Annotated in this window: 16 protein-coding genes; all 16 read left to right on the top strand. The window is 40.7% G+C overall.

Annotated elements, in window-relative coordinates:
• The first annotated feature begins 89 nt into the window (after positions 1 to 89).
• Positions 90 to 851: a segregation/condensation protein A gene (locus tag IRB79_RS21055; RefSeq protein WP_221878728.1), complete on the top strand. Its 762-nt coding sequence runs from the start codon at positions 90 to 92 to the stop codon at positions 849 to 851.
• 1 nt (position 852) lies between these two features.
• Entirely contained in the window at positions 853 to 1,440 is a 588-nt protein-coding gene (scpB, locus tag IRB79_RS21050; protein ID WP_243504703.1) for an SMC-Scp complex subunit ScpB, read from the top strand.
• A 119-nt stretch (positions 1,441 to 1,559) separates the two neighbouring features.
• Complete coding sequence (locus IRB79_RS21045) at positions 1,560 to 1,979, top strand: hypothetical protein (RefSeq protein WP_243504701.1); 420 nt, start codon at positions 1,560 to 1,562, stop codon at positions 1,977 to 1,979.
• 31 nt (positions 1,980 to 2,010) lie between these two features.
• Complete coding sequence (locus IRB79_RS21040; RefSeq protein ID WP_243504698.1) at positions 2,011 to 2,499, top strand: YpuI family protein; 489 nt, start codon at positions 2,011 to 2,013, stop codon at positions 2,497 to 2,499.
• A gap of 190 nt (positions 2,500 to 2,689) precedes the next feature.
• Positions 2,690 to 3,580: a superoxide dismutase gene (locus IRB79_RS21035; protein WP_243504696.1), complete on the top strand. Its 891-nt coding sequence runs from the start codon at positions 2,690 to 2,692 to the stop codon at positions 3,578 to 3,580.
• A 224-nt stretch (positions 3,581 to 3,804) separates the two neighbouring features.
• Positions 3,805 to 4,956, top strand: coding sequence for a D-alanyl-D-alanine carboxypeptidase family protein (locus tag IRB79_RS21030; protein WP_243504695.1), 1,152 nt, complete (start codon positions 3,805 to 3,807; stop codon positions 4,954 to 4,956).
• Positions 4,949 to 5,536 carry a nucleoside recognition domain-containing protein gene (locus IRB79_RS21025; protein ID WP_221878247.1) on the top strand — a complete coding sequence of 196 codons (588 nt, stop codon included), beginning with the start codon at positions 4,949 to 4,951 and terminating at the stop codon, positions 5,534 to 5,536. Before IRB79_RS21030 ends, IRB79_RS21025 begins: the two co-directional genes overlap by 8 nt.
• Positions 5,537 to 5,543: 7 nt before the next feature.
• Entirely contained in the window at positions 5,544 to 6,080 is a 537-nt protein-coding gene (locus tag IRB79_RS21020) for a spore maturation protein (protein WP_243504693.1), read from the top strand.
• Between the two features lie 500 nt (positions 6,081 to 6,580).
• Entirely contained in the window at positions 6,581 to 7,306 is a 726-nt protein-coding gene (gene rluB / locus IRB79_RS21015; protein WP_243504690.1) for a 23S rRNA pseudouridine(2605) synthase RluB, read from the top strand.
• Positions 7,307 to 7,492: 186 nt separating this feature from the next.
• Complete coding sequence (gene resA, locus IRB79_RS21010) at positions 7,493 to 8,017, top strand: thiol-disulfide oxidoreductase ResA (RefSeq protein ID WP_243504688.1); 525 nt, start codon at positions 7,493 to 7,495, stop codon at positions 8,015 to 8,017.
• 19 nt (positions 8,018 to 8,036) lie between these two features.
• Positions 8,037 to 9,668 carry a cytochrome c biogenesis protein ResB gene (resB, locus tag IRB79_RS21005; protein WP_243504685.1) on the top strand — a complete coding sequence of 544 codons (1,632 nt, stop codon included), beginning with the start codon at positions 8,037 to 8,039 and terminating at the stop codon, positions 9,666 to 9,668.
• A 12-nt stretch (positions 9,669 to 9,680) separates the two neighbouring features.
• Entirely contained in the window at positions 9,681 to 10,862 is a 1,182-nt protein-coding gene (gene ccsB / locus IRB79_RS21000) for a c-type cytochrome biogenesis protein CcsB (RefSeq protein ID WP_243504683.1), read from the top strand.
• A 305-nt stretch (positions 10,863 to 11,167) separates the two neighbouring features.
• Positions 11,168 to 11,884, top strand: coding sequence for a response regulator transcription factor (locus IRB79_RS20995; RefSeq protein WP_019380359.1), 717 nt, complete (start codon positions 11,168 to 11,170; stop codon positions 11,882 to 11,884).
• A complete protein-coding gene (locus tag IRB79_RS20990; protein ID WP_243504680.1) occupies positions 11,881 to 13,665 on the top strand; it encodes an ATP-binding protein in 1,785 nt (594 codons plus the stop codon). Before IRB79_RS20995 ends, IRB79_RS20990 begins: the two co-directional genes overlap by 4 nt.
• Positions 13,666 to 13,922: 257 nt before the next feature.
• Positions 13,923 to 14,474: an RNA polymerase sigma factor SigX gene (sigX, locus tag IRB79_RS20985; protein ID WP_206838287.1), complete on the top strand. Its 552-nt coding sequence runs from the start codon at positions 13,923 to 13,925 to the stop codon at positions 14,472 to 14,474.
• Positions 14,449 to 15,708 (top strand): hypothetical protein, encoded by a 1,260-nt coding sequence (locus IRB79_RS20980; RefSeq protein ID WP_243504679.1) that lies wholly within the window; start codon positions 14,449 to 14,451, stop codon positions 15,706 to 15,708. Before sigX ends, IRB79_RS20980 begins: the two co-directional genes overlap by 26 nt.
• Positions 15,709 to 15,846: the final 138 nt, after the last annotated feature.

Below are 15,846 nucleotides of genomic sequence, written 5' to 3'. Positions count from 1 at the left end.
CTATTGGATAACATTAATGAATAATCTATACTAGATATAGTCTTTTGGCATTTAAGGGAATTTATATTAGGAAAATTTGGTGGGTATTTATGCAATATGATCATTATAACGTAAAAATAGATGCGTTCGAAGGGCCGCTGGATCTTCTTCTTCATCTTATCAATCGGCTAGAAATCGATATCTATGACATTCCTGTATCAGAAATCACCGAGCAATACCTCATTTATATACATACAATGAAGGAGCTTCAGCTTGATGTAGCAAGCGAATATCTTGTAATGGCTGCTACACTGCTGGCTATTAAAAGCAAAATGCTGCTGCCAAAGCATGATGAGGAAGAGCTGGAGGATGAATTTGGAATGGAAATGGAAGAAGATCCAAGGGATGAACTTGTAGAACGGCTGATTGAATACCGTAAATATAAGGAAGCTGCGGAAGAGCTTAAGGAGCGCGAACAGGATAGAAGTTTAATGTACACAAAGCCGCCTGCTGACCTTTCGGAATATGTTAATGATTCACAGCAGGAAAAAGCTGATTTAAATGTAAGTCTTTATGATATGCTTGGCGCTCTGCAAAAGTTATTAAGAAGGAAGAAACTGCAAAGGCCGCTTTCTGCGAAAGTTGCCCGTCAGGAGATTCCCATAGAGAAGCGGATGTCGGAAATTGTGGACCAGTTAAGGAATTTTAAGGGCAGAAAAAAATTCACTGACCTTTTTCCAATATCAGACAGAGAACATATAGTGGTAACTTTCTTAGCGGTGCTGGAGTTAATCAAGCGTAAAGAAATACTTGTCGAGCAGGACAGAAACTTCTCGGATATCTTTGTAGCTTCCATGGAAGGAGAAAAATAGTATGGAGATTATTAATTGGAAGGGAATTGCTGAGAGCCTTCTGTTTGCTGCAGGTGATGAAGGCTTATCCTTAAAGCAAATTGCCCATGTTCTGGAGGTGGAAGAACTTCAGGCCCGTGAAATCATGGACAGCCTTATTGAAGACTACAGCAATAGCAGCCGCGGAATTATGGTGGTTGAACTGGCGGGGACTTTTCAGCTGGTTACGAAAAAAGAGTTTTCTGCATATTTAAAAAAGCTGGTAGAATCTCCATCTTCCGCCTCCTTATCTCAGGCGGCACTCGAGACATTGGCAATCATTGCTTACAGACAGCCTATTACAAGGACAGAGATTGAAGAGATAAGGGGAGTCAAGACAGAGAGGCCACTTCAGACCTTATCGGCAAAAGCACTGATTAAAGAAGTTGGGCGGGCAGAAGGAACAGGGCGGGCCTACCTGTATGGAACGACTAAAGAATTCCTTGATTATTTTGGCCTTAAAAGCATAGAAGAGCTTCCTCCGCTGCCGGATAAGATTAGTGAAGAAGAGGATTCATTCCAGGAAGAGGCAGATTTATTCTTTGAGAAGTTCCAGGAGCTAGATTCTTGAGTTTTCTGACACATTACATAGGAAGTGTGGTAAAATAGATTTATATTTTTCCCTTTCCTTTTAAAACAGCTGTCGTACATATCATCTTAAAACCATCGGGGGAAATAGGAGGGTTTTGCTTGCTGATTAAACATTGCAGGGGATACGAGCTTGAAAAAGAAAAGCCGAACACTTCGGAAGACTTTTTTAACAGAAGCGAGATTGTGTTCGAAGAAGATGGGCAGGAGAAAACTTTTCATGTTTTATATGTCCGTTTCTTTGATGAATCCATGAATGAGTTCACACCCTATGAACAGGACCCAGTCTTCATTGCTGGTTCGAGAGAGGTGCAGTTCAAGGATCTTGTTGCTCTTTCATGTTTATTAAAGAACCCGGGTTTTAGGCATCGCAAACGAATTTATCTTAACTCAAAGGCTGATTTTGCATCCTATTTTCAGGATCTGGACTTTTCCAGGCTTCCCTCCATTTTTGAAGCGCTGGAGAATAAAAAATCCTTTGACCTGCGATCACCTTTAGATTTTATTGTTCAACCGCATTAATAGCCAGTGTATAAATACGGGGGTGTAATGGATGGGGAATTCAATCGTTAAATCACAAATGGAAGATGTGAAAAATTTCCTCGGTAATAGCGTTGCCGATTTTGAAGATTTCTTAAATAATACAACGATTAAAGATCTTGAAACAGAAAAACAGGGAAATGTGAATTATTATAAAAGCATTCTTTCACATGTCAGAAAACTGCTGGTTTATTGTGAAGAAGGGCTTGATACCTGCACGATCATTTTAAAAAGCGAACCCTTCCAAAAGGGGGCTGCCGAAAAAACATTATATCGGATTTACCATCAATGCATTGAAGAGTTTTTCTCTCCGAAAAATGATGCCTGGTTTGAGAATAGCCGTTCAGCATATACTGGAAAAAACTCAATCCAATTCCATGAGGAAGTTCCTGACAGCTTAAAAACAATGTTCAGGCAGCTGGAAGGGGAGTTCCAAAGGATTCGGGAGGAACTTGAATATTACGAAACCGATTACCGGACAAAAATGATTCAATCAAAATAGGAATGTTGAAGAACAGCAGGCAGCTGTTCTTTTTTTGTGGGCGGGATTATCGCAGTCTAGCGGGCAGTAAACCCCCACTGATTGAAGTTTCACTTTATATGCAGGTTTCCAATTTTCTTTGGAAAACGTACAAACTTCCACTCATACAAATAGAAAGTGAGCTATAAAAGGAAGTGAGTGAGGGATCTGTATGAGTAAAATGGAAGATTACATTAAGGAAGTTACAAAATGGAACAAAGAGCTAAAAGATTTTTTAGACTCAGAGGATGTTGAACAAAATAATGAACTGTGGCAAAGGCTGGATCGTTTTACAGAAATTATGGATGGAATAAACGGCCCCCTCGATATAGAAGCCCTGGAAAAGCTGCAGGAACAAGTGGACGCGCTTCATTCCGATATGGAGAATTATTTTACTAATAGACAGCAGCTTGGAAATATCTATATCAATGAACCGTTCATTTCTGCGGGTAAGCATATTTTGCCTCCGCTCCCTTATGATTACAGTGCACTTGAACCGCATATATCAGGTGAAATTATGAGGCTGCATCATGATAAGCATCATCAATCTTATGTGGATGGATTGAACAAAGCAGAGGTGATGCTTCAAAATGCGAGAGACAATATTGACTACAATCTCGTAAAACACTGGTCCCGTGAACTCGCCTTTCATGGGTCGGGCCATTATTTGCATACGATATTCTGGAATAATATGAGCCCTGAGGGCGGAGGAAAACCATCTGGGGCACTCCTAAAAGAAATCAACAAATACTTTGGGAGCTTTGAAAGGTTCAAAAGCCATTTCTCTGAAGCAGCCAAACAGGTAGAAGGCGTAGGCTGGGCAATCCTGGTCTGGTCGCCGCGAGCTCGCAGACTCGAAATACTTCAATCGGAGAGACATATGCTTTTAACCCAGTGGGATACGATTCCATTGCTGGCTTTGGACGTATGGGAACATGCTTATTATCTTCAATATAAAAATAATCGAGGAGACTATGTGAAAAATTGGTGGAATGTTGTCAACTGGAAGGACGTAGAAGACAGGTATTTAAAAGCATCTGAGTTAAAATGGAAGCCGTACTAAATAGGAGAAGAAATAAGTAAGAGGGGAGTACCAAGAGTATTCCTCTTATTTTTGATGGACAAGCCATCTCCAAAGCTTCCAGAAAAGACAAACTTAATAGTCATATCACTACTTGTCCTGCATAAACTTGTACAAATAAATGAAAAACATGGAGCTCCTCCCTGGCGGGGAGATCATGTATTTCGCTCAATTTGACATCCACAAAGGAGACGGGGTTTTGTGCAATGAAAAGATTTAGCAGGCTGATGGCCATAGTTTTGGTCACCGCGTTGATGATGATGTATATTCCTCAGGAGACAAAAGCTTCTGTTTCAGTAAGTGCCCGGAGCGCAATATTAATGGAGCAGGATTCTGGCCGTATCCTTTACCAGAAAGATGCAAATGAAGTGAGGAGAATAGCAAGCATTACAAAAATCATGACAGCAATTCTCGCTATAGAGTCGGGGAAAATGGATGACATGGTTAAAGTTAGTGATCGTGCTGTCAGAGCGGAAGGCTCCTCGATTTATCTAAAGGCAGGCGAAAAAATAAAGCTTGAAGATCTGGTATATGGACTCATGCTTCGTTCAGGCAATGACTCTGCTGTTGCTATCGCAGAGCATGTTGGCGGAAGCCTTGAAGGATTTGGCTTTTTAATGAATAAGAAAGCTGAAGAGATTGGCATGAAAAACACACATTTCGCAAACCCCCATGGTCTGGATGATCATGAAGACCATTATTCGACATCGTATGATATGGCTTTGCTAACCAGGTATGCAATGAATAATGAGATCTACCAAAAGATTTCTGGAACAAAGGTGCACAGAGCGCCAAATCCAAATGAAAGCTGGGACAGGGTTTGGAAAAATAAAAATAGGCTTCTGACTGAATTATATGAGTATTGCACCGGAGGAAAAACAGGATACACAAAAAGGGCGAAGAGAACTCTAGTAACAACAGCATCCAAAGGAAGCCTAAATCTGATTGCAGTGACCTTAAACGGACCCGATGATTGGAATGACCATATTAATATGTATGAGACAGCTTTTAAAACCTATGATAGTGTGGAAGTCTTGCCCGAGGGAATTATAGAGGATATGGATGAAGAGTATTATAAAGGCAAAGTTTATTTAAAGCATTCCTACAACTACCCTGTTTCAAAAGACGAAAAAGACAAGTTTAAAATTGATATAAAGCTGCAGAAGCCTGACTCAAAATGGGAAGACAGCCGGACCATGCCTGAAGTCATCGGCCACGCAACAGTGTATTTTGAAGATCAGCCTGTTAAAAAGCTTCCTTTATATTATAAGCATGATCCAGCAAAAGAAGATAAATCGCTATTGGATTACTTTAAGGGTCTTTTTACCTCCATTGCGGGAGTGAAGACAAATGGTTAATATCATATGGGTGATGCTTACCGCTATAGGCATTGTTTTTGCCATGATAAATGGCACCATGAATGAAGTGAACGAAGCCATTTTCAATGGTGCAAAAGAAGCGGTAACATTATGTATAGGTCTGATTAGCATTCTAGTTTTTTGGCTGGGAATGATGAGAATAGCAGAGGACGCTGGATTGCTGAAAATACTTGCTTCGTTATTCCGGCCAATTGTGAAAAAGCTTTTTCCAGAGGTGCCCGGCGATCACCCTGCGATGGGATATATGCTTTCAAATATGATGGCCAATATGTTCGGTCTTGGAAACGCAGCTACCCCGCTCGGCATAAAAGCTATGGAAGAGCTGAAGCAATTGAATGGAGGCAAAAATGAAGCGAGCCGCTCTATGATTACCTTTTTGGCCATTAACACTTCAAGTCTTACTTTAATTCCTACAACCGTGATTGCAATACGGATGAATTATAATTCCGCCTCGCCAACCGATATTGTAGGTCCCACTTTAGTGGCTACATTCTGCTCAACATTGGCTGCAATAATGATTGACCGCTATTTCTATTACCGAAGAACGCGTAAAGGATGAGGTTAGGATGGAGATTGTGTCAGCTGTTTCCCTTTGGTTAATTCCTATTTTAATAGGCTTTATATTAATATATGGAACATTAAAGAAAGTTCCTACCTATGAAAGCTTTACTGAAGGCGGAAAAGAAGGCATAAAAATTGCTGTATCCATCATTCCGTTTCTTGTCGGCATGCTTGTAGCCATATCGGTCTTCAGGGCTTCCGGCGCTCTGGAGTATTTTATGGATCTGATCAGGCCCGGACTATATGCCATTGGAGTACCTCCCGATATCGTACCCCTGGCTATCATCCGTCCGATCTCTGGAACTGCAGCCCTGGGAATGACCAGTGACTTAATCGCTGTCCATGGTCCCGACTCGTTCATAGGCAGACTTGCCTCAGTGCTTCAGGGCAGTACAGATACAACTTTTTATGTACTGACGGTCTACTTTGGAGCGGTAGGAATCAAAAAAATGGGAGATGCCCTCAAAGTCGGACTCTTAGCCGATTTGGCAGGCATCATTGCCTCCATTGTGATCGTAACACTTGTTTTTGGAAATATGTAAAACAAGAATGAAAAATAACTAGGCATTTAAAATAGGTTCTTAACGATGATTCAGGTTGTTGATATTTAATTGCAAACGAAGTTTAATCACTGAGTTGATTGTAGCTGAGGCCGCTTGATCCTCGAAAATGCATTCGCATTTTTTTCGTGCAGTGTAAATTTCTTAGAAGCAAGTTCAATGTCCTGCGGGAGGAGAGGGAAGTGAGAGACCCCGCAGGCAAAGCCGAGAAGGCTCTCATTCCTCCCCGCGGGTTCGCTGAGTGCCCGCAGCGGAGATCAACGGCCAACAGTTTAAAAACAAAACATTCTATTATCAAAAAGATACCTAATTAGGTGTCTTTTTTCATTTTTATCTATATTCCAACTTTCAGTAATTACAGACTATTTCTGATGTAAGCTGTTTTAACTATGGTTTGCTTTGAAAACTTGACGAATTATGTCATAATTCAGTAGGAGTGAAAAAGTATGAAATACTGTTAATAAAACTTTGAGGTGACATATATGGAAAGATTGCAGAAGGTTATTGCCCATGCCGGGTTTGCTTCGCGAAGAAAAGCGGAAGAGCTAATAGCTGAAGGCCGTGTAAAAGTTAACGGAAATACAGTGAAGGAATTGGGAGTTAAGGTATCTCCTTCAGATCGGATTGAAGTGGATGGAATTCCAGTTGAGAGGGAGGAACCCGTTTATTTCCTTCTCTATAAGCCAAGAGGCGTAATCTCTGCCGTTTCCGATGATAAAGGCAGAAAAGTCGTCACGGATTTCTTTGAAGGAATCAAACAAAGAATTTACCCTGTTGGAAGACTGGATTACGATACATCCGGAATTCTCATTCTTACCAATGATGGGGAGTTTGCAAATCTTTTAATGCACCCAAGCAATGAGATTGAAAAAGTCTACGTTGCCAAGGTAAAAGGCATTCCTTCAAAAGAAAGCATGAGAAGCCTTCAAAGAGGTGTGGTACTCGAAGATGGAAAAACAGCACCTGCCAAAACGAAACTTTTATCAATGGATAAGAAAAAACAGACAGCCATTGTGGAAATCAGCATCCATGAAGGACGCAATCGCCAGGTTAGGAGGATGTTTGAAGCCATTGGCCACCCCGTTCTGAAACTAAAGAGAGAGAGATATGGCTATCTCACTTTGCAGGGATTATCAGCGGGAGATGCGAGAGAACTTACGGCCCATGAAGTTAAGCAGCTGCGGGCACTTGCTATGAAAAAGAAATAGTGAGCTTTTAAAAAAATTCATAGAAGTGTCACAGTTACGATTATTTGTTAACAATATAGGTATGATGAAAAATGCTATAATAGTAAACAGCTATGAGGCTAATTTCTTTTTCCATATGTTACATATTAACTTGTTAAAGGGTACGATTTTTGATCTGAAAAGGATGCCTTAGGAGGGAAATTTTTTATGAAAAAGCAGCGTCTGGTAATAAGAACAGTCATATTGCTTGTCCTTGGTGCTGCCGTGGCATATACGCTATACGCTAATTTTACGAAAGACAAGATTCAAAAGGTTGCCGTAGGCGAAAAGGCACCTGATTTTGTTCTTGCAGACATGGATGGAAATAAACACCGGTTATCAGATTATGAAGGCCAGGGTGTTTTCCTGAACTTTTGGGGAACATGGTGCAAGCCCTGTGAGAAAGAGATGCCATATATGAACAACCAATATAAGCAATTTAAAGATGAGGGTGTTCAGGTTTTGGCTGTCAATGTTGGAGAAACAGATTTGGCAGTTAATAAATTTTCTGAGCGTTACGATTTATCTTTCCCGATTGTCATTGATAAGAATACCCAGGTCCAATCAGCTTACGGGATTAATCCTCTTCCTGCAACTTTCCTTATCGATAAAGACGGTAAGGTAGTCAAGTATATTACAGGAGAGATGACTGAAGATACGATCAAGAACTATATGGAACAGATTAAACCATAAGTTACGGGGAGTTTTATATATGAAAGAAGTAAAATGCGACTGCGGCCATGTAAACCCCATAGGTACGATACTATGTGAGTCATGCGGCAAGGTATTGGAAGAAAAAGAAAAAGATAAGAAACTTCTGGATATGCGGTATGAAGGAAGTGCACGCCGTTCGCAAACCTATAACAAAACGATAATTGATAAAATTTGGAATTTTTTCTCGTCTGTAAAGGTTGGAGTCTGGCTTATTGTAATAACGCTGATTGCTTCAGCCCTTGGAACAATTCTGCCTCAGGAAATGTATATTCCGCCAATCATGCCTGCTGAAGAATATTACGAAGATCAATATGGCTGGATAGGTAAATTATACTATGATCTGGGATTTCATAACCTTTACAGCTCATGGTGGTATTTGATTTTGATTGCCTCAATCGGCATATCGCTTGTGATATGCAGTCTGGATAGGGTTGTCCCTTTGTACAGGGCTCTAAAAAAACAGAGGGTAAGCCGTCATGAAAGCTATCTGCAGCGCCAGCGGGTATTTGGAGTGTCAAAGGCAGAAGATACTGATCAGGCATTTACAATGGCAAAAGCAAAATTACAATCCAAGAAATACAGCATCAGAGAAGAGAATGGAAATATCCTTGCCGAGAAGGGACGTTTCTCAAGATGGGGCCCATACGTTAACCATGTAGGGCTTATCATATTTTTAATCGGAGGAATGCTGCGTTTTGTTCCCGGCATGTACGTTGACAAAATACTTTGGATCCGGGAAGGCGAGACAAAGGTCATTCCAGAAACCAATGGAGAATACTATCTTAAAAATGATGGCTTCATCCTTGAAATGTACGATAAAGAGAAAGATAAAGAAGTGTTTGAAGAAGCGATTGATAAAGCAGGGATGGTAGCAAAAAATTATCAGTCCAATGTGATTCTTTATAAAAAACAAGGAGATACAGTTGCAGGGGAAGAGGCTGATCTCGAGAAAGTTAAGGACTATGAAATTAAGGTAAATAAACCTTTAAAGTTTGAAAAATTTGCATTATACCAAGTAGATTATAAACTTAATGAGCTTAACAAAATGTCCTTTGCCCTGACAAATAAAAAAACGGGTGAAGAGTATGGTGATTTAACAGTCGACCTGAATGATCCTCAGGATGTATATGATCTAGGAAATGGCTATAAAGCGGAAGTTGTCAGCTATTTTCCCGATTTTGAATTTGATGAAAATGGGGAACCGATTACAAAGTCCAGAGTTCCTAATAATCCTGCCTTTGTTTTTAAAATGTTTACTCCGGATAAGCCAGATGGCGAAATTAGCTTTGTTGCAATCCGACAGACAATTGAACCATTTGGCGATAATGAATATAAGATGGCATTTAAAGGCATAGATACTAAAAATGTATCGGCTCTGACTGTCCGAAAAGATTTGACCCTATGGATTATCGCATTGGGCGGTGTTATTTTCATGATAGGTGTTGCACAAGGGTCTTATTGGAACCATCGAAGAGTTTGGCTGCGCCGTGTTAATGGAGAGGTGTGGGTAGCAGGACACACTAACAAAAACTGGCATGGACTTAAAAGGGAAATTGAAGCAGCATTGGATGGAACCGGAATTACGATGCCGGAAGATCAGCTGCAAAATCAAAGTGAAAAGAAAGGCTAAGGAGGAATCTGAGTGGTTACAATAAGCAGCAATTTACTATACACAGCTTTTATCCTCTATTTAATTGCTACTGTCTTTTTTGCCGGCTCTATAAAGGATAAGAATAGAACAAAACAAGGGCCAAACAGATGGGCAGCAATTGGATTATGGATCTCGATTATCGGGTTTGCTGCACAGCTTGGCTACTTTATTACAAGGTGGATTGCAGCCGGGCATGCGCCTGTCAGCAACCTTTTCGAATTTACAACATTCTTTGGAATGTCACTTGTTGGTGCTTTTATAGTGATTTACTTAATTTATAAAACACCTATTTTAGGAGTCTTTACGCTCCCGGTTGCGGTACTGATGATTGCTTATGCAAGTATGTTTCCGCGGGAAGTTTCACCGCTGATCCCCGCCCTGCAGAGTGATTGGCTTCATATTCACGTTACAACAGCTGCAGTTGGGCAAGCTATTTTGGCTGTAAGCTTCGCTGCCGGATTAATTTATTTGGTAAAATCAGTGGATCAAACTAAGCAAAGCAAACAGAGATTCTGGCTTGAAGCCGTTATGTTTGGCCTGGTTTGCACACTTGGGTTTATTGTTATAAGCTCAGGCTTCTCAGCTTCAGGCTACAAAGCGGAATTTAACTGGATTGATAAGAACGGTCAGGAAGATGTTCTTGAGTATCATATGCCTGCTTTAACTGGTCCTAACGAGGGACAGCTGATTACGGAAGGGAAATTTGAACCTCTGGCCGAAATGCCTGCAATTATCAATGCAAAAAAATTAAATACAGTTATATGGTCATTGGCTTCAGGTATCATTCTATATCTTGCCTTAAGATTGATTCTCCGGAAAAGGGTTGGAGCTGCGCTTCAGCCGCTTGCAAAAAATATTAATCTGGATTTGGTTGATGAGATTGGCTACCGTTCAGTATTAATTGGATTTCCGGTATTTACGCTCGGAGCTTTGATTTTTGCCATGATATGGGCACAAATCGCCTGGACTCGTTTCTGGGGATGGGATCCAAAGGAAGTATGGGCGCTTATTACCTTTCTATTTTATGCTGCATATCTTCACCTTCGCCTTTCAAAGGGCTGGCATGGTGAAAAGTCTGCGTGGCTTGCAGTAATCGGATTTATCATTATCATGTTTAATTTGGTTGCGGTAAACCTGGTCATTGCAGGATTGCACTCTTACGCCGGATCATAACTATAAAAGCGGAAGCGCCTTGCTCACGAAGGAACGCAGACTAAGAACGCCACGTCCTGTGGCAACGTCTGCATGACCCGCATCCTGCGGGCCTCAAGCACAAGCCGAGCCTCCCAAAAAGGCGTTCTTTGCCTTTTTGGGAGGATTGGTTTGTGACCTCGAGGGGGTAGGCGCTGGAGCTAGACAGTTCTCAAAATTCAAAGATAAAAATACTGAAATTAATCATACAAGCCTTCACTTCACAACAGTGAAGGCTTTAATTAAAGCTTTATTTATTTTTATTGAACGTTAGGGGGATTTGAAAAATGGAAAACCAAGTAAAAATTTTACTAGTGGATGATGAAGAAAGAATCCGCCGTTTATTAAAGATGTACCTTGAGCGTGAAAATTATTCCATTGATGAAGCGGAAAATGGAAACCAGGCTTTGTCAAAAGCTCTGGCAAATGATTACGATGTCATCCTTTTGGATTTAATGATGCCCGGCAAAGACGGCATTGAAGTATGCAGAGAGCTGAGAGAGAAAAAAGCGACTCCTGTGATCATGCTGACAGCCAAAGGGGAAGAAGTTAACCGCGTACAGGGGTTTGAAGTGGGCACTGATGATTACATTGTAAAGCCTTTCAGCCCAAGGGAAGTTGTGCTGCGCGTGAAGGCATTATTGCGCAGGTCTTCTAAAACTACCTACCTTCAAACAGAAACAACAGCAAAAGATGTAATCGTTTTTCCTCATCTAACGATCGATAATGATGCTCACAAAGTGTTGGCTGATGGGAAAGAAGTCAGTTTAACTCCAAAGGAATATGAACTTCTCTATTTCCTGGCAAAGGCGCCGGATAAGGTTTTTGACAGGGAGCAGCTGCTTAAGGAAGTGTGGCACTATGAATTTTTCGGAGATTTAAGAACAGTCGATACACATGTGAAGCGCTTGCGTGAAAAATTAAATAAAGTTTCTGAGCAGGCTGCCAGAATGATTGTCACTGTTTGGGGAGTGGGCTACAAGTTCGAGGTTATCAATGAATGATGCTCTTTAGGAGTGTTGCAGGTAAGCTATGGGGCACAATTCTTTTATTAGTTTCCTTTGTACTGCTTATATTAACAGTCATGCTGCTTGAGTTTTTTGAGAATTACCATATAAATGAAACAGAAAAAGGATTATCGAATACCGCCCATAAAATAACCAGAATTTTAAAAGAGCATAACCGTGAAGTCGGTTTGGAGATTTCCTGGGAACTTGTCGACGATGTTACAAAAGTAGTCATTATTAACTCGCCGAATGAGTACTACTATTCTCCAAACCATACAGGTTCATTAAAACTCCCTATCTCCTACCTCACCGAGGAAGATGATTTAAAAGAAGTTCTCACGGAAGATAAGACTGTAAAAAAAGTAACATCCGTTAATCCTGAGTATACAGACCTAGCCGCAGATGACGACAGCAAGATTCTTATAATTGGGGTCCCTCTTGAAGGTGACAGCAGCAATGGGGCAGTCTTTATTTATCAGTCCATTGAAGTCATGCATGAAACACTGCGTTCAACGACTAAGTTCATTTTGCTGGCAGCAGGAGTTGCCATCATTTTAACAACCATCTTTGCTTTTTTCTTATCGACAAGAATTAATGCTCCGCTTAGAAAAATGAAAGAAGCTGCTTTTGAGGTAGCAAGAGGTAAATTTGATACAAAGGTTCCGATTCTAACTAATGATGAGGTTGGCGAATTAGCCATGGCTTTTAATCAAATGGGCAGACAGCTGAAATTCAATATGAATGCTCTAAGCCAGGAAAAAGAACAGCTGGCAAGCATTCTAAGCGGGATGGCTGATGGGGTAATCACCTTCAACCGGGATGGCACGATCCTGATCACCAATCCTCCTGCAGAGCGATTTTTGCAAAGCTGGTTTTATGAACTGGATGACATTGAGAATAATACAGAGGAAGTGCCATCCAAAGTCATGGAGCTCTTCCAGCTTGCTGTAAATACCGAGAAGGAGCAGATTGGCGAAATCTCTATACAAGGGCGTTCCTGGGTGATAATCGTCAGCCCTCTTTATAATAATAAATATATAAGAGGAGCGGTTGCGGTTATCAGGGACATGACGGAGGAGCGTAAGCTTGATAAGCTCCGGAATGATTTTATAGCGAATGTTTCTCATGAATTAAGGACGCCAATTTCTATGATGCAGGGGTATAGTGAAGCGATTGTCGATGATATTGCCGGAACGGACGAAGAGAAAAAAGAGATGGCAAGTGTCATTTATGATGAATCCCTGAGAATGGGCAGGCTTGTGAATGAATTGCTGGATCTTGCCAGAATGGAAGCCGGACATATTCAGCTGACAATGGAAGAAACTGAAGTGAATTCCTATCTGCAAAGAATTATCAGGAAGTTTCAGGGGCTGGCAAAAGAGAAGGAAATTAGTCTGGAACATGATCTGCAAAGCAAGGGTGTCCCTATTCAAATTGATCCGGACAGAATTGAACAGGTCATGACCAATCTGATTGATAATGCCATCCGGCATACACCTCAGAATGGAGAGGTAAAAGTGATCGAACGAAGTGATGAACGGGGACTGTTTATTGAAGTGAAAGATTCTGGCTCAGGGATTCCCGAAGAAGACCTGCCGTTTGTATTTGAACGCTTTTACAAAGCGGACAAAGCAAGAACGAGGGGCCGATCTGGAACTGGCCTTGGCCTTGCAATTGCAAAAAATATAATTGAAGCTCATAAAGGCCATATTACCGTTCAAAGCAAGACCGGACATGGTACGACATTTTCAATCTTTATCCCTCGAAATGAAGGATAAAGGCGAGAAATGTGACGATTGTTCTTGATACACGGGAAACAATTAATTATAGGCTTAGGGAAGGAGATGCATAAAATTTCCTTCCCTATTTTTTTGAAATATATAGTTCTAAGCAATAGGCCGGGCGTTTTTGAAGGCAAGGGAGTAATCCTGCACCCAAACAGGCTCTTGCGCTTTTCTGCAAAATAATAATATAGTTAAACTGTAACTTTTTTTAGAGAGAGAACGACTATTTTATTGAACGGGGAGGGGAATCCATGGACTCCGTTTTTGATGAACTTTATAAAAAATACCATCATGACGTTTTTCAATTTCTTTTTTATATGGTCAAAAACAAGGAACTGGCTGAGGATTTAGTCCAGGAAGTCTATATAAGAGTATTAAAATCATATGAAAGGTTTGAAGGGAAAAGTAGCGAAAAAACATGGCTCTTTTCAATTGCGCGGAATGTTGCCATAGATTCCTTTCGCAAGCAAAAGGGCTGGAAGCAAAGGATTATGGAGAAATTTGACTGGTCAACTCAGCAGGTAAAGGATGAGCTCCCCTTGCCTGAAGAAATTGCCTTGCAAAGAGAAGAAATTCAGCTGATCTATCGCTGTCTGGATTTATGCACCATTGACCAGAGGCTTGTCATAATTATGAGATATATACATGAACTCAGCATTACTGAAACAGCTGATTCACTAGGCTGGACCGAAAGCAAGGTTAAAACAACCCAGCATCGTGCTTTAAAGGTGCTTAAAAAACATATGGAAGATTTTAAGGTGAAGGAGGGAATGGATAATGAAGGAATCAAAGTGGAGCGATGAGCAGCTTCAGGAATTGCTGAGCCAGATGCCTAAAATTAAAGATGATCGTGATCCGAAAGACATTTATCAAGCCATCGAAATTAAGATGGGAAAGCAAAAAAACAGAACGTGGATCCTGCCATCTATCGCAGCGGCTGCTGCCTTGCTCCTGCTTTTTATTCTCGTCCCAAACCTTATGAGCTGGCAGGAGTCTGCCGATAAGCAGGTCGAATTGAAAGCGGACCGATCAACATCATCTGAACAAATAACAAGTGAAAATAACACTATTCTGGAAGCAAGAGAGGAAGACTCTGAATTAAATGCTCAAGAGAAAGGCTCAGAAGAACAGGACCAGGCACAGCTGTCCACTGAGCCGGAAGCGGAAACAAATGATGAGATAAGCGAGAAGACAGTTGTATCAGAATCAAGCCCTACTGCCGTTTATGAAGAAGACTTGGCAGGGAAAGAGGTACTGACTTATGCGATTCCGGATAAGGATGCGCAAAATATTGTACCCGTCAGTGTTTTAATTGATGAAGACCCTGCCAGGACGAAATTTGAACAATTTGAAGACACGATGAGCAGGCTTACCGAAGTTGAATGGGGTTTAGATGATTACTATCCTTTGAAAGCAAATTTCACCTATGATCAGGGAAATAAAATGTTAACTGTTGATGTGCCAGCGGATCATCCATATAGTATATCTTCCACGACAGAATTACTTTTAGAGAAGGTCTTGGCCAATATAATGAATAATCTTGATATAGAAAAGATTAACCTCATGACTGAAGGGGAAATCGGCATTGACTTTAGCCATTATGGATATAGAGAGGAATTTATCCCGGAAAATAGCAATGGTAACTTAATTTATTATTTCTTATATCCAAATGGCGCAGATTCAACACCATTCCTGGTCCCGCTGAGAGAACAGCTCAATTCTATAAAAGAGGCTCTAATAGCCATGAAGCAAAACCGGACTGAAAATAATTTACAGGCATCTATACCAGAAGACATTGATTTTGAAACAGAAGAAATACAGGATGGGAAACTCTTAATCCGTTTTAATAATGAATCAGAAATAATAGATGATAAATCAACACTTCATGCGATTGAAGCAATACTTCTGACGGCAAAAGACTTTGATTTTGACACGGTTAAATTGGAAAATGCAGATGTTGATAAAATCGGCAAGTTTGACCTTACTGAAGAATTAAAGGTACCAGTAGCAGCTAATAAACGAGATTTGCCAAATTAGAGAGGCGGCCCATGTGGCTGCCTTTCTTTTTTTAGGAATAAAAAAACCCTCAGGTCTGCATAAAAACCATGCTGCTGGAAGTATACTAATAACTGTGCTTTTAAGAGCTTTATTGTTAATTGTTCTAAAAGAGTACAA

Origin of the sequence: Cytobacillus oceanisediminis (genome assembly GCF_022811925.1) — a bacterium.
Lineage (GTDB): Bacteria > Bacillota > Bacilli > Bacillales > Cytobacillaceae > Cytobacillus > Cytobacillus oceanisediminis_D.
The sequence above is the reverse complement of the archived record's forward strand: the minus strand, read 5'-3'. Positions and strand labels throughout refer to the sequence as shown.

Coding starts and splice junctions, on each gene's coding strand:
- IRB79_RS21055 (WP_221878728.1), top strand. CDS start 90: ATGCAATATGATCATTATAACGTAAAAATAGATGCGTTCGAAGGGCCG.
- scpB (WP_243504703.1), top strand. CDS start 853: ATGGAGATTATTAATTGGAAGGGAATTGCTGAGAGCCTTCTGTTTGCT.
- IRB79_RS21040 (WP_243504698.1), top strand. CDS start 2,011: ATGGGGAATTCAATCGTTAAATCACAAATGGAAGATGTGAAAAATTTC.
- IRB79_RS21035 (WP_243504696.1), top strand. CDS start 2,690: ATGAGTAAAATGGAAGATTACATTAAGGAAGTTACAAAATGGAACAAA.
- IRB79_RS21030 (WP_243504695.1), top strand. CDS start 3,805: ATGAAAAGATTTAGCAGGCTGATGGCCATAGTTTTGGTCACCGCGTTG.
- IRB79_RS21025 (WP_221878247.1), top strand. CDS start 4,949: ATGGTTAATATCATATGGGTGATGCTTACCGCTATAGGCATTGTTTTT.
- IRB79_RS21020 (WP_243504693.1), top strand. CDS start 5,544: ATGGAGATTGTGTCAGCTGTTTCCCTTTGGTTAATTCCTATTTTAATA.
- rluB (WP_243504690.1), top strand. CDS start 6,581: ATGGAAAGATTGCAGAAGGTTATTGCCCATGCCGGGTTTGCTTCGCGA.
- resA (WP_243504688.1), top strand. CDS start 7,493: ATGAAAAAGCAGCGTCTGGTAATAAGAACAGTCATATTGCTTGTCCTT.
- resB (WP_243504685.1), top strand. CDS start 8,037: ATGAAAGAAGTAAAATGCGACTGCGGCCATGTAAACCCCATAGGTACG.
- IRB79_RS20995 (WP_019380359.1), top strand. CDS start 11,168: ATGGAAAACCAAGTAAAAATTTTACTAGTGGATGATGAAGAAAGAATC.
- IRB79_RS20990 (WP_243504680.1), top strand. CDS start 11,881: ATGATGCTCTTTAGGAGTGTTGCAGGTAAGCTATGGGGCACAATTCTT.
- sigX (WP_206838287.1), top strand. CDS start 13,923: ATGGACTCCGTTTTTGATGAACTTTATAAAAAATACCATCATGACGTT.
- IRB79_RS20980 (WP_243504679.1), top strand. CDS start 14,449: ATGAAGGAATCAAAGTGGAGCGATGAGCAGCTTCAGGAATTGCTGAGC.